This window comes from Nocardioides oleivorans, from assembly GCF_004137255.1.
Lineage (GTDB): Bacteria > Actinomycetota > Actinomycetes > Propionibacteriales > Nocardioidaceae > Nocardioides > Nocardioides oleivorans.
Genome location: NZ_SDWT01000004.1, coordinates 156,192 through 175,593, shown reverse-complemented (window position 1 = coordinate 175,593; position 19,402 = coordinate 156,192). Strand labels below are relative to the sequence as shown.

Annotated in this window: 23 protein-coding genes; 14 read left to right on the top strand and 9 right to left on the bottom strand. The window is 71.6% G+C overall.

All coding sequences use genetic code 11. The features are described 5' to 3' along the window. Positions 1-43: 43 nt before the first annotated feature. A complete protein-coding gene (gene uvrB / locus EUA93_RS20640) occupies positions 44-2,173 on the top strand; it encodes an excinuclease ABC subunit UvrB (RefSeq protein ID WP_129402218.1) in 2,130 nt (709 codons plus the stop codon). A gap of 98 nt (positions 2,174-2,271) precedes the next feature. Here the strand turns inward: uvrB and EUA93_RS20635 are convergent, their stop codons facing one another. Continuing rightward, positions 2,272-2,838, bottom strand: a complete 567-nt coding sequence (locus EUA93_RS20635; protein ID WP_129402217.1) for a DUF1707 SHOCT-like domain-containing protein — start codon at positions 2,836-2,838, stop codon at positions 2,272-2,274. A 74-nt stretch (positions 2,839-2,912) separates the two neighbouring features. Here EUA93_RS20635 and EUA93_RS20630 point away from each other — a divergent pair, with 74 nt between their 5' ends. Continuing rightward, positions 2,913-3,482, top strand: coding sequence for a hemerythrin domain-containing protein (locus EUA93_RS20630; protein ID WP_129402216.1), 570 nt, complete (start codon positions 2,913-2,915; stop codon positions 3,480-3,482). 17 nt (positions 3,483-3,499) lie between these two features. Continuing rightward, complete coding sequence (locus tag EUA93_RS20625) at positions 3,500-3,886, top strand: MmcQ/YjbR family DNA-binding protein (protein ID WP_242497552.1); 387 nt, start codon at positions 3,500-3,502, stop codon at positions 3,884-3,886. On the opposite strand, the gene EUA93_RS20620 is transcribed toward EUA93_RS20625, so the two are convergent. Beyond that, entirely contained in the window at positions 3,864-4,520 is a 657-nt protein-coding gene (locus EUA93_RS20620; protein ID WP_242497551.1) for a potassium channel family protein, read from the bottom strand. The two genes, EUA93_RS20625 and EUA93_RS20620, sit on opposite strands and share 23 nt — an antisense overlap. 64 nt (positions 4,521-4,584) lie before the next feature. Between EUA93_RS20620 and EUA93_RS20615 the strand changes: the two genes are divergently transcribed. The 6 genes from EUA93_RS20615 to EUA93_RS20590 are packed head-to-tail and all read left to right on the top strand — an operon-like array spanning position 4,585 to position 9,806. Next, entirely contained in the window at positions 4,585-5,088 is a 504-nt protein-coding gene (locus EUA93_RS20615) for a hypothetical protein (RefSeq protein ID WP_165355243.1), read from the top strand. Then, on the top strand, positions 5,085-5,609 hold the full coding sequence (locus EUA93_RS20610; RefSeq protein ID WP_129402213.1) for a hypothetical protein: 525 nt from the start codon (positions 5,085-5,087) through the stop codon (positions 5,607-5,609). The genes EUA93_RS20615 and EUA93_RS20610 overlap by 4 nt, the downstream gene beginning before the upstream one ends. Positions 5,610-5,663: 54 nt before the next feature. Further along, positions 5,664-6,635 (top strand): NAD(P)/FAD-dependent oxidoreductase, encoded by a 972-nt coding sequence (locus tag EUA93_RS20605; protein ID WP_129402212.1) that lies wholly within the window; start codon positions 5,664-5,666, stop codon positions 6,633-6,635. A 45-nt stretch (positions 6,636-6,680) separates the two neighbouring features. Then, on the top strand, positions 6,681-7,973 hold the full coding sequence (locus tag EUA93_RS20600; RefSeq protein WP_129402211.1) for a glycosyltransferase family 4 protein: 1,293 nt from the start codon (positions 6,681-6,683) through the stop codon (positions 7,971-7,973). Then, the gene (locus EUA93_RS20595) at positions 7,960-8,703 is read left to right on the top strand and encodes a class I SAM-dependent methyltransferase (RefSeq protein WP_129402210.1); all 744 of its coding nucleotides are present in this window, start codon (positions 7,960-7,962) and stop codon (positions 8,701-8,703) included. The genes EUA93_RS20600 and EUA93_RS20595 overlap by 14 nt, the downstream gene beginning before the upstream one ends. Further along, entirely contained in the window at positions 8,703-9,806 is a 1,104-nt protein-coding gene (locus EUA93_RS20590) for a prenyltransferase/squalene oxidase repeat-containing protein (protein ID WP_129402209.1), read from the top strand. Before EUA93_RS20595 ends, EUA93_RS20590 begins: the two co-directional genes overlap by 1 nt. Here the strand turns inward: EUA93_RS20590 and EUA93_RS20585 are convergent. Continuing rightward, the gene (locus EUA93_RS20585) at positions 9,765-10,412 is read right to left on the bottom strand and encodes a class I SAM-dependent methyltransferase (RefSeq protein ID WP_129402256.1); all 648 of its coding nucleotides are present in this window, start codon (positions 10,410-10,412) and stop codon (positions 9,765-9,767) included. The genes EUA93_RS20590 and EUA93_RS20585 overlap by 42 nt on opposite strands. A gap of 139 nt (positions 10,413-10,551) precedes the next feature. Here EUA93_RS20585 and EUA93_RS20580 point away from each other — a divergent pair, with 139 nt between their 5' ends. Beyond that, the gene (locus EUA93_RS20580; protein ID WP_129402208.1) at positions 10,552-10,890 is read left to right on the top strand and encodes a VOC family protein; all 339 of its coding nucleotides are present in this window, start codon (positions 10,552-10,554) and stop codon (positions 10,888-10,890) included. Here EUA93_RS20580 and EUA93_RS20575 read toward each other — a convergent pair. After that, entirely contained in the window at positions 10,887-12,206 is a 1,320-nt protein-coding gene (locus EUA93_RS20575) for an alpha/beta hydrolase (protein ID WP_129402207.1), read from the bottom strand. The genes EUA93_RS20580 and EUA93_RS20575 overlap by 4 nt on opposite strands. Positions 12,207-12,244: 38 nt before the next feature. Here EUA93_RS20575 and EUA93_RS20570 point away from each other — a divergent pair, with 38 nt between their 5' ends. Continuing rightward, a complete protein-coding gene (locus EUA93_RS20570; RefSeq protein ID WP_207208879.1) occupies positions 12,245-13,132 on the top strand; it encodes an aminoglycoside phosphotransferase family protein in 888 nt (295 codons plus the stop codon). A 4-nt stretch (positions 13,133-13,136) separates the two neighbouring features. Here the strand turns inward: EUA93_RS20570 and EUA93_RS20565 are convergent, their stop codons facing one another. After that, positions 13,137-13,730 (bottom strand): DUF6518 family protein, encoded by a 594-nt coding sequence (locus EUA93_RS20565; protein WP_129402206.1) that lies wholly within the window; start codon positions 13,728-13,730, stop codon positions 13,137-13,139. A 153-nt stretch (positions 13,731-13,883) separates the two neighbouring features. On the opposite strand from EUA93_RS20565, the gene EUA93_RS20560 reads away from it, so the two are divergent. Continuing rightward, positions 13,884-14,906, top strand: coding sequence for a MerR family transcriptional regulator (locus EUA93_RS20560; RefSeq protein ID WP_165355251.1), 1,023 nt, complete (start codon positions 13,884-13,886; stop codon positions 14,904-14,906). A gap of 6 nt (positions 14,907-14,912) precedes the next feature. On the opposite strand, the gene EUA93_RS20555 is transcribed toward EUA93_RS20560, so the two are convergent. Beyond that, positions 14,913-15,704, bottom strand: coding sequence for a DNA/RNA non-specific endonuclease (locus EUA93_RS20555; protein ID WP_129402204.1), 792 nt, complete (start codon positions 15,702-15,704; stop codon positions 14,913-14,915). Between the two features lie 34 nt (positions 15,705-15,738). Between EUA93_RS20555 and EUA93_RS20550 the strand changes: the two genes are divergently transcribed. Then, entirely contained in the window at positions 15,739-16,524 is a 786-nt protein-coding gene (locus EUA93_RS20550; RefSeq protein ID WP_129402203.1) for an LLM class flavin-dependent oxidoreductase, read from the top strand. Between the two features lie 12 nt (positions 16,525-16,536). Here EUA93_RS20550 and EUA93_RS20545 read toward each other — a convergent pair whose 3' ends face one another. Then, positions 16,537-17,292: a dienelactone hydrolase family protein gene (locus tag EUA93_RS20545; protein ID WP_242497550.1), complete on the bottom strand. Its 756-nt coding sequence runs from the start codon at positions 17,290-17,292 to the stop codon at positions 16,537-16,539. 38 nt (positions 17,293-17,330) lie between these two features. Further along, a complete protein-coding gene (locus EUA93_RS20540) occupies positions 17,331-17,972 on the bottom strand; it encodes a sulfotransferase family 2 domain-containing protein (protein WP_129402202.1) in 642 nt (213 codons plus the stop codon). A 32-nt stretch (positions 17,973-18,004) separates the two neighbouring features. Between EUA93_RS20540 and EUA93_RS20535 the strand changes: the two genes are divergently transcribed. Then, complete coding sequence (locus tag EUA93_RS20535; RefSeq protein WP_129402201.1) at positions 18,005-18,697, top strand: sulfotransferase family protein; 693 nt, start codon at positions 18,005-18,007, stop codon at positions 18,695-18,697. Here EUA93_RS20535 and EUA93_RS20530 read toward each other — a convergent pair. Further along, positions 18,691-19,332 carry a sulfotransferase family 2 domain-containing protein gene (locus EUA93_RS20530; RefSeq protein WP_129402200.1) on the bottom strand — a complete coding sequence of 214 codons (642 nt, stop codon included), beginning with the start codon at positions 19,330-19,332 and terminating at the stop codon, positions 18,691-18,693. The two genes, EUA93_RS20535 and EUA93_RS20530, sit on opposite strands and share 7 nt — an antisense overlap. Between the last annotated feature and the right edge of the window lie 70 nt (positions 19,333-19,402).

Genomic DNA, 19,402 nt, shown 5'->3' with positions numbered 1-19,402 from the left:
CGCTCACGAAGCCGCTGTCGGTGCCGCGCCGTAGGCTCGACGCATGCGTCCGATCACCGATCTTCAGCGCCGGGTGGCGCCCTTCGAGGTCGTCTCCGACTACCAGCCGTCCGGCGACCAACCGGCGGCGATCAAGGAGATCGTCGAGCGGGTCAACGGCGGCGTCCAGGACGTCGTGCTCCTGGGTGCCACCGGCACCGGCAAGACGGCGACCGTCGCCTGGGTGGCGGAGCAGCTCCAGCGCCCGGTGCTCGTCCTCCAGCCCAACAAGACGCTCGCCGCGCAGTTCGCCAACGAGCTGCGCCAGCTGTTCCCGGGCAACGCGGTGGAGTACTTCGTCTCCTACTACGACTACTACCAGCCCGAGGCCTACGTCCCCCAGACCGACACCTACATCGAGAAGGACTCCTCCATCAACGAGGAGGTCGAGCGGCTGCGCCACAGCGCGACCAACAGCCTGCTGACCCGCCGCGACACGATCGTGGTCTCGACGGTGTCCTGCATCTACGGCCTCGGCACCCCGCAGGAGTACGTCGACCGCATGCTGCAGCTCCGGGTCGGTGAGGAGCACGACCGCGACTCGGTGCTCCGCCGACTCGTCGAGATCCAGTACACGCGCAACGACATGTCCTTCACCCGCGGCACCTTCCGGGTCCGCGGCGACACCCTCGAGATCTTCCCCGTCTACGAGGAGCTCGCGATCCGGATCGAGTTCTTCGGCGACGAGATCGAGCGGCTGATGACGCTGCACCCGATCTCCGGCGAGGTGATCTCCGAGGACACCGAGCTCCACGTCTTCCCCGCCACCCACTACGTCGCCGGTCCCGAGCGCATGGAGCGGGCGATCAAGGGCATCGAGCTCGAGCTCGACGACCAGCTCGCCACCTTCGAGAAGCAGGGCAAGCTCCTCGAGGCGCAGCGGCTGCGGATGCGCACGACCTACGACCTCGAGATGATGCGCCAGGTCGGCTCGTGCTCGGGCATCGAGAACTACTCGATGCACATGGACGGCCGCACTCGCGGCAGCGCGCCCAACACGCTGCTCGACTACTTCCCCGAGGACTTCGTGCTCGTCGTCGACGAGTCGCACGTCGCGGTCCCGCAGATCGGCGGGATGTACGAGGGCGACATGTCGCGCAAGCGCAACCTCGTCGACCACGGCTTCCGGTTGCCCAGCGCGATGGACAACCGGCCGCTGCGGTGGGAGGAGTTCCTCGACCGGATCGGCCAGACGATCTACCTGTCGGCGACGCCCGGCAACTACGAGCTCGACAAGGTCGGCGGCGCCGACAACGCGGTGCAACAGATCATCCGCCCGACCGGTCTCGTCGACCCGGAGGTCGTGGTCAAGCCGACCAAGGGCCAGATCGACGACCTGATCCACGAGATCCGCACCCGCGCCGAGAAGAACGAGCGCGTGCTCGTCACCACGCTGACCAAGAAGATGTCGGAGGACCTCACCGACTACCTCCTCGACGCCAACATCCGCACCCGCTACCTCCACTCCGAGGTCGACACGCTGCGCCGCATCGAGCTGCTGCGCGAGCTGCGGATGGGCGAGTACGACGTCCTCGTCGGCATCAACCTGCTCCGCGAGGGCCTCGACCTGCCGGAGGTGTCGCTGGTCTCGATCCTCGACGCCGACAAGGAGGGCTTCCTGCGCTCCGACAAGTCGCTCATCCAGACCATCGGTCGCGCGGCGCGCAACGTGTCCGGCCAGGTCCACATGTATGCCGACAAGATCACGCCGTCGATGGAGGCGGCGATCGACGAGACCAACCGTCGTCGTGCGATCCAGGTCGCCTACAACACCGAGCGCGGGATCGACCCCCAGCCGCTGCGCAAGAAGATCGCCGACATCACCGAGATGCTCGCCCGCGAGGACGAGAACACCGAGGAGCTGCTGCGGACCTGGGCCGACGTCGGCCAGAAGGGTCGCGCCGGTGGCGTCAAGCCCGGCAAGTCGCCGACCCCGGCGCTGTCGCGGATCCACGCCGAGGCGCCCGACACCGCCGGCATCCCCAGCGCCGACCTGGCCGAGCTGATCCAGGGCCTGACCGACCAGATGAGGACGGCTGCCGCCGAGCTCCAGTTCGAGGTCGCCGCCCGCCTCCGCGACGAGATCTCCGACCTGAAGAAGGAGCTCCGCCAGATGATGGAGGCGACGAAGTGAGGAGAGGGCCCCGAGCGAGGAACGAGCTCGAAGGGTCCTCGACGAGCGAGGAGCTGCGAGCGAGCGAAGCGAGCGCGCCGGCGACGAAGTGAGGGGGGTCAGTCCGAGCCGGACTCCAGCTCCTTCTGCTTCTGGCGCTCGAGGTCGAGGGCCTTCTTCTCCCGCTTGAGCAGGCGCTTCTCGTGGGCCTCGATGATGTCCTGCTTCTGCACGACGGTGCGCACGAGGTTCATCAGGGCGAAGCCGGTCGGGAAGAGCGGCCAGGGGAATCCACCGAGCATGGTGACCGCCCAGATCGTCCAGAGCAGCACCGAGAGGCCGATGAACCCCGTCACGGCCTCGCGCCGGTCGGACCGCCACTTGGCCACGGCCTGCTCGTGGACGTCCGGCCGGACGACCGACCCGCCGGCGCGGCGGGCGAGAGCGCCGGTGGGCGCGTCGGGGACGAGGTCCTGCAGCTGCGGGACCACGTCGCCGAGGACCTTCGCGGTGCTCACGGCCGTGAGGCGCTCGTCGTACTCCTCGTGGTCGAGCCGCCCCTCGGCGAAGGCCTCGCCGAGGGCCTCGAACGCGACGTCACGGTCCTTGTCCGACGCGCGCAGCCGGGCTGCCTGGGGGGAGCGCGGGTCGTGCTCGAAGCGAGCCCACACGTCGGAGGACGACATGCGGCCAGCATAGGCAGGGCCCGCACCCCCACACGGGTGTGGTGTGTCACGGGTGCGCGCGGCACGGTCGCTGCATGAGTACCCCTATCGACCTCGGCCGGCCCATCTCGGGCGACGTCATCGACCTGATCCTCGAGGACCACCGGCGCTTCGAGTCCCTCATGCGCCAGCTGCGTGACAGCAGCTCCGACCGCGACGCCGTACGCCGTGCGCTGGCCGCGCTGCACGTCGCGCACGCCGAGGCCGAGGAGAAGCACGTCTACCCCAAGCTCCGTCGCAAGGACGCGATCACCGAGCACGAGGCCGAGCACGGCGAGGAGGAGCACGCCGAGGGACACGAGGCGATGCTCAAGGTGCTGGAGCTCAAGGGCACCGACACGCAGGCGTTCGACGACGCGGTGGAGGAGCTCGCCACGGCGCTCAACCACCACCTGACCGAGGAGGAGCTGACGATCCTCAACCCGGCCCGCGAGGAGGTCGGCGAGCAGGTGCGGGCCGACCTCGGCAAGGCCTTCGCCACCGAGCGCAACCAGCAGCTCGACGACGACTGCGGCAGCATCGACAACGTACGACGCATCGTGCAGGCTGCCGAGGAGGAGGGCCTCCTCGACGACGACGACGACGAGGACGAGGACGACGACTGACGGAGGAGGCGCAGGGCGTGGACGTGGAGGAGATGCACGCGCTCTGCGCCGGCCTCCTGGGCGCCTGGCCGGACAACCCCTGGGACCACGAGCACCCGGTCTTCAAGGTGGGGCCGGGGGAGCGGGGCAAGATCTTCGCCTTCCTCGCCGCCGACAGGGTGGGCGTGAAGTCCGGGCTGACCCGCGAGGTCGCCGACGAGTGGCTCGACCGGTATCCCGACGACGCCAGCGTGATGGCCTACATCGGCCGCTCCGGCTGGAACGACCTGGCCCTGGCCGGGGCGATCCCGGACGACGAGCTCGAGGAGGCGGTCGAGGAGTCCTACCGGCTGGTCGTCTCGCGGCTGCCGAGGAGGGACCGGCCCGAGGGCTGGGGCGACGTCAGCGACGCCGCATCATCGTGAGGCCGACCATCCGGGCCACGACCATCGCGACGTAGAAGACGCCGACCATCATCTCGACCATCAGCACCGAGCGGGCCTGCGCGCCGACGGCGACGATGTCGGAGAGCCCGACGCTCGTGAGCGTCGAGAACGACAGGTAGAGCAGCTCGAAGAAGGTGTGCTCGAACCCCCCGGCGTTGGAGAACGAGCTCGGCCACACCACCTGCACGGCCGCGAAGACGTAGGCGAAGCCCCAGGCGACGACGGTGAAGGCCGCGCCCGTCGCGAAGTACTCGTCGGTGGTGACCTCGTCGTCGTGGAAGAGGTAGCGCAGCTGCGCGTAGGAGACGTAGAAGTAGAACGGCGCGTGGAGCACGCCGGACACCAGGACGACCGGGTCGCTGGTCGGGAAGATCGGCTCGAGCAGGGTCAGCAGCATCGCCGGGCCGCCGAGGAAGAACACGACGCGGCTCACGACCGGGGTCCGTCGCACGGCGAGCACGGCCGACCCGACCGCGAGCATGCCGATCACGCCGAGGAACGCGCCACCGATCCGCGAGCCCCCGAGGAACGGCCACGCCAGGACCTGGAGCAGCTGGGCGGCGAGCAGGATCGCCGACGGGTGCGCCAGCAGCTGGTCCAGACGTCGCTTCACGCACGCGAGTCTAGGCAGGCCGATGAGCAGCACTCGGAGGCCTCGCTGGGCTAGGTTCGCGATCGTGGGAGCGCGCAGTGGCACATGGGTGATCGGCGGCCTCGTCGTCGTGCTGGCCGGCCTGCTCGTGGCCATCGGCCTCACCGTCACCTCCCGCGACACCGTCGACGAGGGCCTGACCGCACGGCAGCGCGAGGTCGCCGAGGCGGCCCGGGCCGAGGCGGTCGCGTTCCTGACGGTCGACCACACGGACATGGATCCCCTCATCGACGCCGTGCTCGACGGCGCGACCGGCGACTTCGCGCAGCAGTACGCCGACCAGCGCGCGACGCTGGAGAGGCAGGCCCGCCGCAGCGAGGCCACGTCGGTGGGCGAGGTCGTCTCCCTCGGCGTCGGCGACCTCGACGAGACCACGGCCACCGTGCTCGTCGCTGCGAACACGTCGGTGACCAACAGGCTCACCGACGGCGAGGCGCAGACGCGCTACTACCGGATGCAGCTCGACCTCGTCCTCGAGGACGGCCGGTGGCTCACCAGCAACCTCGAGTTCGTCCGGGACCCGCGATGAACGACCGGACGCGGACCCGCGTGGTGTGGGGGCTGGTGCTGCTGGTCGTGGTCGCCGCCGTCGCCCTCGGATGGCTGGTGCGCAGCGCCGGAGGAGACCCGCCGACGACCGCGAGCGCGGCCTCGGTGGACGCCGAGGTGGCCTCCACCGCGGTGAAGGAGGCGGTCCGCGCAGCCGCGTCCGACGCTGCCTCGGCCGCCTACGGCTACTCCTGGAAGACCGTCGCCGACGACAAGGCCGCGGCCCGCGCGATGATGACGCCGACGATGCAGCGCCAGTACGACCGCACGACCGCCGGTGTCGTCGCCGAGAGCCAGCGCGACCACACCGTGGTCACCGCCCGGGTCGCCGGCACGGCGCTGGTCACGGCCTCGACGTCGTACGCCCGGGTGCTCGTGTTCGTGAACCAGACGACGACCGACGACACCCTGGACGAGCCGCTGCTCGACCTCGACCGCGTGCTGGTGACGCTCCAGCACGACGGAGACGCGTGGAAGGTCAGCGAGCTCGACGCCCTCTGAGACCGACCCGGACACCAGCCCAGGACCGACACCGACAACCGGAAGGACCACGCCGTGGACGACGTGACGACCGACCTGCTCATCATCGGCGCGGGCCCGACGGGGCTGTACTCCGCCTACTACGCGGGCTTCCGGGGGATGAGCGTCGCGGTGGTCGACTCGCTGCCCGAGCTCGGCGGCCAGATCACCGCGATGTACCCCGAGAAGGCGATCCTCGACGTCGCCGGGTTCCCCAGCATCAAGGGCCGTGACCTCGTCGAGGGGCTCGTCGAGCAGGCGGCCACCGCCGCGCCGACGTATCTCCTCGACCGCACCGCCACCACCCTCGAGCACGGTGACGACCAGGTCGTCGTCACGCTCGACGACGGCACGCGCGTCACGGCTGGTGCGGTGCTGATCACGTCCGGCATCGGCAAGTTCAGCCCGCGTCCGCTCCCGGCCGGGGACGGCTGGGTGGGTCGGGGCATGGAGTTCTTCGTCCCCAGCTTCGCGCCCTACGCCGGCAAGGACGTCGTCATCGTCGGAGGAGGCGACAGCGCCTTCGACTGGGCCGAGCACCTCGAGCCCGTCGCCGCGTCGGTGACGCTGGTGCACCGGCGCGACGCCTTCCGCGCGCACGAGCGCACGGTGGCCAAGGTGCAGGCCTCCAGCGTCGAGATCATCACCAACGCGCAGGTGACCGAGCTGCGTGGCGACGGACCCCTCGAGGAGGTGGTGGTCGCCGTCGACGGCGAGGAGCCCCGCACCCTGCCGGCGCAGGCGCTCGTGGCCGCGCTCGGCTTCATCGCCGACCTCGGGGCCATCCAGCAGTGGGGACTCGAGACGTCCAAGCGGCACGTGGTCGTGGACTCCTCGATGCGGACCAACCTCCCGCGCGTCTTCGCCGCCGGCGACATCACCGACTACCCCGGCAAGGTCCGGCTGATCGCGGTCGGCTTCGGCGAGGCCGCCACCGCCGTCAACAACGCCGCCGTCGCGCTCGACCCGACCGCCCACGTCTTCCCGGGCCACTCGAGCGAGGGCTGACCCCGCTCCGGACCGGCCCTACTTGCCAGTAGGCATAATGGCCGGGTGCGCATCGCCATGCTGTCCTACCGGAGCAAGCCCCACTGCGGCGGCCAGGGCGTCTACATCCGCCACCTGAGCCGGGAGCTGGTGAGGCTGGGGCACGAGGTCGAGGTCTTCTCCGGCCAGCCCTACCCCGACCTGGACGAGGGCGTCACGCTCACCAAGGTCCCCAGCCTCGACCTCTACCGCGAGCCCGACCCGTTCCGGGTGCCGCGGCTGCGCGAGTTCCGCGACCGGATCGACGTCGAGGAGTTCCTGACGATGTGCACGGCCGGGTTCCCCGAGCCGAAGACCTTCAGCTCGCGCATCTCGCGGCTGATGAAGGAACGCGCCGGCGACTTCGACGTCGCGCACGACAACCAGGTGCTCGGCACCGGGATCCTCGACCTGGAGGCCTACGGCCTGCCGGTCGTCGCCACGATCCACCACCCGATCACGATGGATCGGAAGATCGACCTCGAGACCGCCCCGACGTGGCGCAAGCGGCTCACGCTGCGCCGGTGGTACGGCTTCCTGCGGATGCAGACGAAGGTCGCCCGGCGCTACCGCAAGGTGCTCACCCCGTCGGAGTCCTCGACCCGCGACATCGCGCGGGACTTCGGCGTCGACCCGGCCCGGATGCAGACGATCCTGCTCGGCGTCGACGAGGTCTTCGCCCCGCCCACCGCGCCGCGCGTGCCCGGCCGGATCCTCGCCATGGCCAGCGCCGACGCCCCGATGAAGGGCATCGCGACCCTCCTCGAGGCCTTCGCCAAGCTCCGCGTCGAGCGCGACGTCTCCCTGGTGCTCGTCACCCGCCCCGAGCCGGGTGGGCGCACGGAGCGGCTCATCGACCAGCTCGGCATCGCCGACAGCGTCGAGTTCGTCAGCGGCGTCAGCGACGAGGAGCTCGTGCGCGTGATGGGCTCGGCCGAGGTCGCCTGCGTGCCCTCGCTCTACGAGGGCTTCTCGCTCCCGACCGCCGAGCTGATGGCCTGCGCCACCCCGCTGGTCGTCTCCCGCGCCGGCGCGATCCCGGAGGTCGTCGGCGACGACGGCGTGTGCGCCGACCTGGTGACGCCCGGCGACGTCGGCGAGCTCGAGCAGGCGCTCGCCGCGCTGCTCGACGACCCCGAGCGCCGTACGACGATGGGTGCGGCCGGCCGCGCCCGCGTCGACGAGCTCTTCAGCTGGCGGGCCGTGGCCGAGGCCACCGCCGCCGCCTACGAGGAGACCATCGCCTCCTTCACGAGCGAGCAGAGCCCCGAGCAGAGCCCCGTCGAGCGTGACCAGGAGACCCACCGTGCTGACCGTTGACTTCGACCGGCTCGGGCTGCGCCCGGGTGACCGCGTGCTCGACATGGGCTGCGGCGCGGGCCGGCACGCGTTCGAGATGTACAAGCGCGGAGCCGACGTCATCGCGTTCGACCAGGACGCCGACGAGCTCGCCACCGTGCGCGAGTGGTTCGCCGCGATGCGCGAGGCCGGCGAGGTGCCCGCCGGCGCCGAGGCCGACGTGAAGGAGGGCGACGCGCTCGCGCTGCCCTTCGCCGACGGCGAGTTCGACCGCGTGGTGGCCGCCGAGGTGCTGGAGCACATCCACGCGGACGTCGATGCGATCAAGGAGCTCGTCCGGGTGCTGCGCCCGGGCGGCACGCTCGCCATCTCGGTCCCGCGCTGGCTGCCCGAGGTCATCAACTGGAAGCTGTCCGACGACTACCACCACGCCGAGGGTGGCCACATCCGGATCTACACGTCCGAGGAGCTCGTCGACAAGGTCACCAAGGCCGGGCGGTCCAACGACGGCACGCCGGGCGACGCGATGGTCTTCACCGGGAAGGACCACGCCCACGGCCTCCACACGCCCTACTGGTGGATCAAGTGCGCCGTCGGCGTGACCAACGACGAGCACCCGCTCGCGAAGGGCTACCACCGGCTGCTGGTGTGGGAGATCATGAAGAACCCCAAGGCGCTGCAGTACGCCGGCAAGGTCCTCGACCCGCTCATCGGCAAGAGCATGGTGCTCTACTTCCGCAAGCCGTCCTGATGCTCAGCCGCGCCGAGGTCGAGCAGACCGCCGCGACCATCGTCTCCATGCAGGAGCCGACGGGTGCGATCCCGTGGACCCCCGGGGAGCACACCGACGTGTGGAACCACCTCGAGTCGGCGATGGCGCTGACGGTCGCCGGTGAGCACGACGCCGCCGACCGCGCCTTCGCGTGGGCGCGCGACACGCAGCGCCAGGACGGCTCCTGGCCGATGAAGATCGTCGTCGGCGAGGTCGAGGACCACTCCGGCGAGAGCAACATGTCGGCGTACGTCGCCGTGGCGGTGTGGCACCACTGGCTGGTCCGGCGCGACGAGGGCTTCGTCCGCCGCATGTGGCCGACGGTCCGGCGCGCGCTCGACTTCGTGGTGTCGCTGCAGCTGCCGTTCGGTGGTGTCGCGTGGTCGCAGGAGTGGCACGACGGCGAGCCGGCAGCGGTCAACGAGGAGGCGCTGCTCGCCGGGTCGTCGAGCATCCACCACTCGCTCCGCGCGGGGGCCGCGATCGCGGAGCTGATGGGGGAGTCGCAGGTCGAGTGGGAGCTCGCCGGCGGTCGCCTGGGCCACGCCCTGCGCGAGCACCGCGACCTGTTCCTGGACAAGTCGACCTTCTCGATGGACTGGTACTACCCGGTGCTGGGCGGAGCCGTCCGTGGGCGCGCGGCCCACGAGCTCCTCGCCGAGAGGTGGGACACCTTCGTCGAGCCCGGCCTCGGGATCCGCTGCGTGTCCACGAATCCGTGGGTCACCGGCGCCGAGACCGCCGAGCTCGTGCTCGCCCTCGACGCGATCGGCGACCGCGGTCGCGCCGTGCAGCTGCTCGACTACATGCAGCACCTCCGCACGGCCGAGGGGTCCTACTGGACCGGCTTCGTCTTCCCCACCTCGCCGGACGAGGTCGGCGCGAACTGGCCGGGGGAGCAGACCACCTACACCGCCGCAGCGGTCGTCCTCGCCGTCGACGCGCTCACCGACGGCACGCCCGGCTCCGACATCATGCGCGGCACCACGCTCGTGCCCGACTTCGCCGAGATCGCCCTCGAGTGCGGGTGCGACTCGCCCTCAGCGGAGCGGGTCGCCGGCGTCTCCGGACGTACGGCGTAGCACCCGCATCGACCCGACCGCCTCGACCTCGGTGAAGGCGCCGCTCGCCAGCGCGGGGAGGTAGATGTCCTCGTACGGCGGCCTGCCGCCGTCGGCGGGGTCGGGGAACACGTCGTGGACCAGCAGCACGCCGCCGGCCATCACGTGGTGCGGCCAGCCGCGGAAGTCGGCGCGGGCCGGCTCGACGCCGTGGCCGCCGTCGATGAACATCAACGACAACGGCGTGCGCCACCAACGGCTGACCGTCTCCGAACGTCCCACGACCGCGACGACGTCGTCCTCCAGCCCCGCTGACCGCACCGTCCGCCGGAAGGTCGGGAGCGTGTCCATCACGCCGAGCTCGGCGTCGACGAGGCTGGTGTCGTGGTGCTCCCAGCCGGCCTGGTTCTCCTCCGACCCCCGGTGGTGGTCGACCGTGAAGACGGTGCCGCCGACCTCGTGGGCGGCCGCGCCGAGCCAGATCGCGGACTTGCCGCAGTAGGTGCCGACCTCGAGCGCGGGACCGGCGGGGAGCCGGTCGAGCGCCCACCGGTGCAGCAGCTCGCCCTCGTCCTCGGGCATGAAGCCCTTCGCGGCACGGGCGTGGGCGAGCAGGTCGGCTGGCATCACGCAGCGACCCTAGTTGCGCGGCCCGGTGGACGTCAGTTCCGCGGGCGTCGCGTCGGTGGGCAGGCGGCTGTCACACCGCGGCCCGCCCCGTCGTCGTACCGGTGAAGGCATCCACCCATCGACCCGAGGAGCAGACATGAGCAACCACACCATCGCCGTCCCCGTCACCGACCTGGACGCGGCGACCGCGTTCTACACCACCGCCTGGGGCGTCGAGCCGCACACGGTGACGTCCTACTACGTCGGCTTCAACCTCGACGGGCAGGAGATCGGGCTCAACCCCCACGGCGCCGCGCAGGGCATGACCGGCACGGTCGTCTACTGGATGACCGACGACCTCACCGGCAAGGTGGCCGAGGCCGAGGCCGCCGGCGGGACGGTCGTGTTCCCCGTCACCGAGGTCGGCGGCGGGACGTCACTGGCGATCGTGACCGACCCGGCCGGCAACCAGGTCGGGTTCATCACCCAGGGCTAGGCGGAGCTCCTGGAGCCGTCACCCGCCGAGTCGTCCGGGGCGTCGTCCAGCGCCTCGGGCTCGACGCCGCTGTCGGCCTCGAGCCCGTGGCGCCAGGTGTTCCAGTGCCAGGTGAGCCAGCGGTCCACGGCCTTGACGGCGTACGCGCTCCGGATGGAGTGGAAGACGTCGAAGGCGTGCTGGGCCCCGGGCAGCTCGGCAAAGGTCACCGACTTCTGCGACACGCCCCGCAGCGCGGCGGTGAACATCCGTGCCTGGTCGACGGCCACGAGGGTGTCCAGCTCGCCGTGGATGACGAAGAAGTCGGGCGCGTCCGGCGTGATCCGGAGGATCGGCGAGGCGGACTCGAAGACGTCGGGCGACTCCTTCCACGTCGTGTTCATCACCTTGGGGCCGAGGAAGCCGTCGCGCATGCCGATCGCGTTGGACAGGCCCGTCGAGCCGGCGAAGTCGTAGATCCCGTAGAACGGCACCGCGGCTTGGACGGTGGTGTCGGCGTCCTCGAAGCCGGGCTGGTAGGCCGGGTCGTTGGGCGTGAGGGCGGCGAGGGCCGTCAGGTGGCCGCCGGCCGACCCGCCGGTGATGGCGAGGTAGTCGGGGTCACCGCCGTAGTCGGCGATGTTGTCCTTGATCCACGCGATGGCGCGCTTCACGTCGACGATGTGGGCCGGCCACGGGTCGCGCGGGGAGAGTCGGTAGTTGATCGCCACGCAGACCCAGCCCTTGGCGGCCATCTCGTTCATCAGCGGGCGGCCCTGGTGCTCCTTGGCGCCGTAGACCCAGGCGCCGCCGTGGACCTGCAGCAGGACCGGGGCGTCCGTGATCGTGTCCTCGCCCGCCGGGAGGTAGATGTCGAGGTGGCCCCGCTTGCCGGCCTCGGAGTAGGGCAGGTCGCTGATCACCCGCACGCCCTCGTCGGCGAAGTTGAACGGCCGGGCCATCTTGCGCCACGGGGTCGCGAGGTCGGCCGGGGTCGGGACCTGGTCGAGCTGCTCGACGTAGTCGACGCCGAGGCCCTCGACGAGGGCGTCCTCGAAGCCGTCCTTCATCTGGCGGCTCTGCCTGACCATGTGCGCCAGGCCGAGGGCGCTGGCGCCGGCGAGGGCGAGTCCGGCCTTGGCGCGCACGCCCGAGCGCCGCTTCCTCGTCAGGTGGGCGGCCGCGTCGAGCGCGGTCAGGGCCAGCATCTGCGGGGCGGTCTCCCCGAAGAGCCAGCCGGCCGCGAACGACGGAACGCCGGCCCTCTGGTTGCGCGGCGGACGCAGTGCGTTGACGGTCAGTGCGGCGACGATTGCTTGACGGCCCAGAAAACTCACGCGACCAAATCTACTCGCCGGTACTAACCTCGTGCCCGATGACCGGGATGCATGCCGACGAGATCGCCATCGACGACGGGACCGTGCGCCGTCTCGTCGCCGCGCAGCTCCCCGACTGGGCGTCGCTGCCGCTGCGGCGGATGCCTCCGGTGGGGACGGACAACCAGCTCTTCCGGCTCGGGGACGACCTGCTCGTGCGGATGCCCCGGATCCACTGGGCCGCCGACTCGGCGCTCACCGAGCACGCGTGGCTGCCCCGCCTCGCGCCGCACCTGCCCCTGCCGATCCCGGCCCCCGTCGCGCTCGGCGAGCCGGGGGAGGGATACCCGTGGCACTGGACGGTCGTGCCCTGGATCGTCGGTGACACGCCGACCGAGCAGACCTTCGACTCCGAGGAGTGGGCGGTCTCGCTGGCGTCGTTCGTGCGCGCCTGTCGCGAGGTGCCGCCGCTCGACGGTCCGGTGAAGACCGAGGGGCGCGGCGCCCCGGTCGACCGGCTCGACGACTGGGTGCAGGAGTGGACGGCCAGGGCCGACCCGGCGCTCGTGGACCGGGACGCGGTGCTCGCGGTGTGGGCCGACGCCCTCGCCGCACCGTCGTACGACGGCGAGCCGCGCTGGTTCCACGGCGACCTGCACGAGGGCAACCTGCTGGTGCGCGACGGGCGCCTGGCCGCGGTGATCGACTGGGGCGCGGCGGGTCGGGGCGACCCGGCCATCGAGCTCAACGCCATGTGGGGCTACCTCCCGGCGTCGGTCGCCGAGCTCTACCGCGCCGAGGTCGGCCTCGACGAGGCGGCCTACCGCCGGGCGCGCGGCTTCGCGCTCGCGCCCTCGATCAGCGCGCTGACCTACTACCGCGACACGGCGCCGGAGATCGCCCGCGGATCCCTCGGAACGGTCCGGCGACTGATCGCCTCGCTCTGAGGCGTCAGTAGATCCCGTTCAGCACGGCGTAGCCCGCGCTGAGCACGCCGGTGGCCACCGCTGCCGTGCCGAGCACGGCCAGGACCGCGGGGAGGGTGCGCAACCGGACGGCCGTCGCCACGACGAGGGCGACGCCGAGGACCAGGCAGAGGACCCAGTAGACCGGGCTGGTGGAGGCGGCGACGACCGTCAACCCGTAGATCCCGTCCGCGACCAGCACGCCCGCCAGCGAGCCGGCGCCGACGGCCGCCCGGATCCGGTGCCTCCCGACCACGGCTGCCGCGGCCGCGCCGACGAACGGTCCGGCGACGACACCGACCAGGCTCCAGAAGAGCGGGTCGTAGGGGTAGCCGCGCAGCTCGTGCACGACGGTGAAGCCCAGGACGAGCGCCACGAACGAGACCACGCCCAGCACCGCGCCCCAGCCGATCGAGGGCCGCACCGCTGCGACGAGCAGGGCGGTGAGGATCGTCCAGCCGGACGAGGAGTTCGCGAACGACGACACCTCCGCGGGCAGGAAGCCCTGCGCCCACGACGTCAGGCCGCCGAGCAGGAGGCTGGCGGCGATCACGGCAACGGCATGGCGGAGGTGCGTCATGGCTCCATCCTCACCGCTCGGACCCCGGCGCCCGGTGTCCCTCGTACCTGGGTGCCGGTGGTCGGTACCCGGGTACGAGGGTGCTTGACCTTGCCCCTGCGGCAACGCCCACGGTCGTCGCACCGGTGACCGTCACCGGGGAGGATGGGGACGATGACCGACGACCGGACGAGTGAGCTGCTCACCATCGGCGACTTCGCCCGCGAGGCGGGGCTGACGCCGAGGGCGCTGCGGCTGTACGACGACCTGGGGCTGTTGCTGCCCGTGCAGGTCGACCCGCACTCGGGCTACCGGCGCTACGCCACGGTGCAGCTCGAGCGGGCGCGACTGGTCGCGACGCTCCGGCTCGTCGGGATGCCGCTCGCCCGGATCGAGAAGGTCCTCGACGCCTCGCCCGCCGGTGCGGCGCGCGAGGTCGAGGCCTACTGGCGCCAGGTCGAGCACGACACGGCGACCCGGCGCGACGTCGTCACCACCCTCGTCCAGCAGATGAGGAACGAGGCACCAGCCATGAGCACCACGACCGACACCCTGCACACCCGGATCGGCACCAGCCACCGGACCGGAGGACGAGAGCGGCAGCAGGACGCGCTGCTCGCGACCCCCGGTCTCGTCGCGGTCGCCGACGGGTTCGGCGCCCGCGACGACCTCGCGGCAGCCGTCCTGGCCGCCTACGCCGCCGACGGGTTCGACGGCGCGATCGCCGAGATCGCCTCGGACCTCGGCGAGGCCCTGCCGGACGCACCCACGTCGGGCACCACCCTGACCGCGGTGACGATCGAGGCAAGCACCGCTCGCGTGCTCCACGTGGGCGACGGTCGCGTGTGGCTGGTCCGCGACGGTGCGGTCGAGCAGCTCACCCACGACCACACCGTGGTGGCGGCACTGATCGAGTCGGGCCAGCTCACCCTCGACGAGGCCCGCTCCCACGCGCACCGCAGCCTGCTCAACCGCGCGGTCGTGCCGGGCATCGTGCCGGACCGGGTCGACGTACCGCTGCGGGCCGGGGACCGGCTCGTGCTGACGACCGACGGCGTGCACGCGACCGTCGACGACCTCGCACCGCTGCTGCTCGCGTCCTCGCCCCCGCAGGAGGTGGCCGAGGCCGTGGCCGACGCGGTCGCGTCGGCAGGGGAGCCGGACAACCACACCGTCGTGGTGGTCGACCTGTCCTGACCCTGGCTACCAGGCGACCTGCTCGGGGTCGGTGACCAGGACCGGTGGCAGCGCCTCGCGGAGCTCGTCGGGCTCGGTGAGCGCGCGCAGGCTCGGGAACGTGAGCCCGGTCTTGCCCTCGAGCAGGTCGAGCGGCACCAGCCAGGTGTCGAACTCGTCGAGGAAGTCGACCGACTCGATCCCGTCGAGGTCCTGGGTCAGCACGAAGCACTTCGCCCGCAGGTCGCCGTCGATGCGGTAGACGACCACCTTCCAGTGCTCGCGGGGCAGCTGCACCAGGTCACGGTAGAGCGGGTCGGACTCGGCGAGCACCGGGCCCGCGAAGAGCGTGAGCCGCCGGTCCTCGAGGCCCTCCTGGGCGAGCACGGCGTTCTCCAGCAGGCCCCACACCCCGCCCCGTCCGGACTGGTTGAAGTCCTGGTGCTGCGGAGTGATGTTGGTGAAGAAGAACGAGTCGTGGTTGGCCGCCCTCGCCTCCTCGAGCGTGCCCCACAGCAGGTCCGACCGGCGCGCCACGTGACCGCGGTCGAGGTCGTTGCCGACGTAGGCCGCCTCGCCCGTCTGCGTGTCCGCCGGGATCCGCGGGTCGAGCCGGAAGTCCTCGCCCGAGCGGCTGATGCTGTCGCCCGGGAAGAGCCGGAGCCCGTCGATGTTCCACGCCACCCATGCCGCGAGCCGGCGTCCGGGGTGCATCTGGAGCGTGAAGTGGGCGTAGTCGAGCAGGGCGCCCTCGTCCGGCGACTGCGGGGCGGCCAGCGGCGCACCGAGGAACGCCGGGTCGTAGGCGAGCACTGCCATGTCCCGAGTGTGCGCCCCACGGCATGATCAGGCCATGCCTGCACGCCGCGGACTCTTCGTCGCCCCCTTCGACGCCCTCGCCGACCCGCGCGTCGTCGGGGACCTCGCCGCCGAGGCCGAGGAGGCCGGCTGGGAGGGCTTCTTCGTCTGGGACCACCTGCAGTACGGCGACCGGGTGACCGCGATCGCGGACGTCTGGACCTGCTGCGCGGCGGTGGCGATGCGCACCGAGCGGATGCTGCTCGGTCCGATGGTGACGCCCCTGGCCCGGCGGCGTCCGCAGGTGCTCGCCCGTCAGGTGGCCAGCCTGGGCGTCCTGTCCGGGGGCCGCTTCGTCCTCGGCCTGGGGCTCGGCGACGACTGGGTGGGCGAGCTCAGCGCCTACGGCGACGAGCCGGACCCGAAGATCCGTGGGCGGATGCTGGACGAGGGTCTCGAGGTGCTCACCGGCCTCCTCAGCGGCGATCCGGTGGACCACGACGGTGACCACTACGCCGCGCGCGAGGCGAGGTTCCTGCCGGCGCCGGAGGTGCCGATCTGGATCGGCGGGCGCTTCCCGAACGCCGCGCCCCTGCGGCGCGCGGCTCGCCACGACGGGTTCTTCGTCATCGGTCTCGACGGACCGGGAGACCTCGATCGGGTGACCGCAGACCTGGCTGAGCACGAGCCGCGCGACCGGTTCGACGTCGTCGTCGACCTCCAGCCCGACCAGGACCCCGCTCCCTGGCTGGACGCGGGTGCGTCGTGGGTGCTGACCCGCGTCGGGCCCTACGACCTCGACCTGGACGACGTACGACGCCTGGTGCGCGCCGGTCCCTGACGAGCGGCTCCGTCAGCTGCGGGCCGGCGCGTGGAGCCTGTCGGCGAAGAACTCCAGCACGGCGTCGACGGCGACCTGCGAGCGCTGCTCGGTGACGGTCGAGTGGCCCTGGCCGTCGAGCTCGACGCGGATGAAGGCGTCGCCGATGAGCGAGGTCAGGGTGTCGAAGCGGGTGCCGGGGAGCGGGTCGGAGGCGTAGCGGATGCCGAGGACCTGGCAGCCCTCGCCGGCCCGGCGGCGTACGACGTCCGCGTCGGCGGGGGAGAGGTTGAGGTCCGCCCCACGCTTGGCACCCGGGACGAACGGGGTGCTGGGCTGGCACACGACAGGGGCGACCGTGCTGTCGTCGACCATCATCGCGAGCGCGAAGCCCCCGGTGAAGCACATGCCGAGCGCTCCGACGCCGGGACCGCCGAGCTCGTCGTGGAGCTGGCGGGCGAGCGAGCGGAGCCAGCCGGCGACGGGTGTGGTCACGCCGCGCCGGAGCTTGGTGAACTCGCGGCTGATGCAGACCTTCGGGAAGGCGCGGGCGACGTCCCCGTTGCTGAACTCCCGGCCGACCGGCCCGAAGAGGTGCGGCAGGAGCACGGTGTAGCCGGCCTCCACGAGCTCCTCGCCGAAGCGGACGACGCCGGCGGTGAGGCCCGGCATCTCGTGCACGACGACCACACCGGGGCCGCTGCCCTTGCGGTGGACGGGGTGCGTCGTCGGCCTCCCGGCGACGTCGGCGGTGTGCTCGGAGCGGGTCCAGGAGTCGAGTACGTCCACGGACCGAACAGTGGCAGGCCGGGAGCCTCCAGGGAAGGTCAGAACGTGTAGCCGAACGCCTCGAGGTCGGCGGCGTACACCTCGGCCACCCGGTCGCGGGTCGCGTCGGTGTAGTAGCCGCGATAGCTGCCGTGGTCCGACCTGTTGCGGTGCGGGACGTGGACCGGCTCGCTGCCGAGGTGCCGCTGGACGGCGGCGAGGTCCTCCGCGAAGGTCTCGGTGCGGCCGACGAAGTCGACCTCGCGACCCGGGGCGTGGAGGTAGTCGACCTGGGGCCGCCCCACCCGCGGCAGCTCGTCGGGACCGCGGAGCACGAACTCCTCGAAGCCGGAGTACGCCGCCGCCGCGCGCCACATGTCGTTGCCACGCATCCGCGTCGCGGTCTCCTGCGGCTTCCCGCTCGCCGGTCCGTGGGCGGTGTTCCAGTCGTCGATCATCGACCACCACGACACCATCCGCGCCCACGGGTTGCGGACGAACCCGAACGACCAGTAGGCGGCGACGTCCGGCTCGGCGCGGAGGATGCGCTCGTAGGGAGCGTGCCGACCCAGCGGCGGCTGGACGCCCGGCGTCTTGCTCCGAGCATCGGGGCAGCACCGCTCGAAGGCGACCCCCACCGAGACGCCGCCCGTCTTGGGCACGTGCACGAAGAGTGCGCGCCTGGCGTCGGAGATCAGCACGGGCGGGAGGCTAGCCCACTCACCTGTGACAGGTGCAGCCGACCGGAGGGCTGTGGGGGATGATCGGCCGCGTGATGACGTTCCTCGGCCTCGGTCCCGGCCGCGACTTCGTGCTGCTCGCGCTGCCGAAGACCGCGAGCACGACCCTGGAGCGGACGCTGGCGCCGTACGCCACCGAGGCGGTCAGCGCGCCACCCGGCCAGAAGCACCTGCCCGCGCGGGGTTTCGTGCACACGAAGGCGCACGCGCTCGCCGAGCAGGGTCACCCGCGGGAGTCCTACGAGCTGGTCACGATGTTCCGTGAGCCGATCGCCTGGCTCGAGTCGTGGTGGCGCTACCGCGGGCGCGAGGACAGCCGCCGGTCGACGGCCGAGATGACCTTCGAGGACTTCGCACTGCACTACCTCGCCGGTGACGACGACGCGCCCGTCCCGAAGGGCCGGCCGTCGAAGTTCATCCACGCCCAGGGCGGGGTCGCGGTCGACCGGGTCTTCAGCGTGGACCGGCCGGACGTGTGGGAGCCGTGGTTCAGCGAGCGGGTGGGCGCGACGCTGGAGTTCGAGCGCCGCAACGCGTCCGGCGCCGAGCGGGGCGAGCTGTCGTTCGCGACGCGGGAGGCGCTGGCGGCCCACTTCGCCCCGGAGTACGACGTGTGGCGCCGGCTGCAGGCGACCGGCGAGTGGGCAGGGGCCCGGGGGACCGTGCTGGGCCCGGCAGATCAGTAGGTGTAGCCGAAGAGGTCGATGTCCTCGGCGTAGACCTCTGCGATCTTCCTGCGGGTCTCGTCGGTGAAGTAGTCGTGGTAGGTCCCGTGCCGCGACTTGTTCTTGTGCACCGGCACCGACGGTTCGAGGCCGAGCTGGACCTGCACGCGCTGGAGGTCGTCGGCGAAGCTCTCCGTGCGGCCGATGAAGTCCACCTGGCTGTCGAACTTCGGCGCCCGGAGGTAGGTGATCTGCGGGGTGCCGACGCGGGGGAGCTCCTCGGTGCCGCGCATCACGAACTCGCTGAAGTCGGCGTAGGCCGCGGCCGCACGCCACATCTCGTTGCCGTCGCGCATCGAGCCGTGCTTGACGTCCTGCGGCTTGCCGCTGGCGGGGCCGTGGCGACGGTCCCACTGCGAGATCATCGAGTACCACGACACCATCCGCGCCCAGGGGTTCCGGACGAAGCCGAACTTCCAGTAGTCGGCGACCTGCGGCTCGTGCTTGAGGATCTTGCCCAGCGTCGCGTGGCGGCCCAGCGCGGGACGCGCCTTCCGGGCGTCGGGGCAGGCCTCCCGCACGGTGTCCTCGACCGACACGCCACCCGTCTTGGGGACGTGGACGAAGAGGACCTGCCGCGAGTCGGAGATGAGCACGCGGCGAGACTAACCGACTCTCCCGACGGCTCACCCTCCCGGCGAGCGCCGGCCGGCCCTCCCTCTACCC

Bases quoted from the DNA above. Each gene is read 5' to 3' on its own strand.
- EUA93_RS20635 (WP_129402217.1), bottom strand. From the start codon at position 2,838: ATGTCGTCCTCCGACGTGTGGGCTCGCTTCGAGCACGACCCGCGCTCC.
- EUA93_RS20565 (WP_129402206.1), bottom strand. From the start codon at position 13,730: ATGACGCACCTCCGCCATGCCGTTGCCGTGATCGCCGCCAGCCTCCTG.
- EUA93_RS20590 (WP_129402209.1), top strand. From the start codon at position 8,703: ATGCTCAGCCGCGCCGAGGTCGAGCAGACCGCCGCGACCATCGTCTCC.
- EUA93_RS20630 (WP_129402216.1), top strand. From the start codon at position 2,913: ATGAGTACCCCTATCGACCTCGGCCGGCCCATCTCGGGCGACGTCATC.
- EUA93_RS20610 (WP_129402213.1), top strand. From the start codon at position 5,085: ATGAACGACCGGACGCGGACCCGCGTGGTGTGGGGGCTGGTGCTGCTG.
- EUA93_RS20585 (WP_129402256.1), bottom strand. From the start codon at position 10,412: ATGCCAGCCGACCTGCTCGCCCACGCCCGTGCCGCGAAGGGCTTCATG.
- EUA93_RS20570 (WP_207208879.1), top strand. From the start codon at position 12,245: ATGACCGGGATGCATGCCGACGAGATCGCCATCGACGACGGGACCGTG.
- EUA93_RS20550 (WP_129402203.1), top strand. From the start codon at position 15,739: ATGCCTGCACGCCGCGGACTCTTCGTCGCCCCCTTCGACGCCCTCGCC.
- EUA93_RS20560 (WP_165355251.1), top strand. From the start codon at position 13,884: ATGACCGACGACCGGACGAGTGAGCTGCTCACCATCGGCGACTTCGCC.
- EUA93_RS20580 (WP_129402208.1), top strand. From the start codon at position 10,552: ATGAGCAACCACACCATCGCCGTCCCCGTCACCGACCTGGACGCGGCG.
- uvrB (WP_129402218.1), top strand. From the start codon at position 44: ATGCGTCCGATCACCGATCTTCAGCGCCGGGTGGCGCCCTTCGAGGTC.
- EUA93_RS20555 (WP_129402204.1), bottom strand. From the start codon at position 15,704: ATGGCAGTGCTCGCCTACGACCCGGCGTTCCTCGGTGCGCCGCTGGCC.